The 1014-nt window shown below is 46.9% G+C and carries 2 protein-coding genes; both read right to left on the bottom strand.

Annotated features, from left to right (window positions below; genetic code table 11):
- Positions 1 to 386: 386 nt before the first annotated feature.
- Positions 387 to 557 carry a hypothetical protein gene (locus tag ALO64_RS25375; RefSeq protein ID WP_019740245.1) on the bottom strand — a complete coding sequence of 57 codons (171 nt, stop codon included), beginning with the start codon at positions 555 to 557 and terminating at the stop codon, positions 387 to 389.
- A gap of 149 nt (positions 558 to 706) precedes the next feature.
- Positions 707 to 1014: hypothetical protein (locus tag ALO64_RS25615; protein ID WP_162232079.1), on the bottom strand; the 308-nt coding region annotated here is incomplete at its 5' end.

Raw genomic sequence — 1014 nt, 5'->3', positions numbered from 1 at the left:
TTGGCCGGAGTGTGTGGGGTAGCTTCATCACCCCGCGCACCCGAGGCCTGGGCGACCCCAGCGGGATTACAAGGGCTGGCCCTTGGTGTTGCTCTGATCTGCCGTGCAGGGAGCATCCCTGCCTGCCAGAGGCGAAGAACAAACTACAGGCAAAAAGAAAGGAACCCGAAGGTTCCTTTCATTAACGTTGAATCTAGCAGTGCTAGTTCATAACATTCTTCTGAGGCCACGATTCCAATACAATGGTTACAATCGCAGCTACAATTCCGAAAGATCCAACACCGATCAGTACACCGTCATCAAACTTAAATCCAATGACGAGAAAGATCACGTGGAACACTAACGCAATTTTGATAAACATAGTGAATCCTTAACGGTTAATGGATTTAGAACGGTATGCCGTCTGAATCAATCTGTATGTCTTCGTAGTCGATATCCAACCGCTCGCAAATCTCACGGCGGTAAGTATCCTCATCCATTACAGACCATGCTTCATTGTATTCAGTCGCCTGAAAGGTTGTACCAACAGAGTCGAATTGAATAGCTTGGTTTTCCATGAAGGAACTCCTATCGTTTAGTGGTAGAGCATTTCAGTCAGCCGTGCGCTCTTATCGCTGACCCTGATAGAATAAACCATTCGTAAATCTATGCAACAGGCAAATTTCAGCAAAAAAAAGGAACCCGAAGGTTCCTTGTTCGTAAGTGGCTACGGCCACACTCTCGTTTCATTTATGCCTTCGCCTTCACCGAACGCACCAGCAGCGACGGCCATTATCATTTCTCCTGGAAGAATTACCTTGTGGCAGCGCAAAAACCAGAGATACTGTTCAAGCGTTTTGTGCCGTTCTTCTTCACTCTCGCAGTCATATAGGACTTCTCTTGTATCAGCATCCAGAACAACAAGAACGAAGTGTTGTTTAGCTTCGTCCCATGCCAGTTCTACAGCACTGCGTATTACGTTGTCGGCAGTGGTAACATCACAGATATGCGAATGCTTGTCACCGCCACTGTAAA

Origin of the sequence: Pseudomonas meliae, from assembly GCF_001400515.1 — a bacterium.
In the GTDB taxonomy this organism is placed as follows: domain Bacteria; phylum Pseudomonadota; class Gammaproteobacteria; order Pseudomonadales; family Pseudomonadaceae; genus Aquipseudomonas; species Aquipseudomonas amygdali.
The sequence above is the reverse complement of the archived record's forward strand: the minus strand, read 5'-3'. Positions and strand labels throughout refer to the sequence as shown.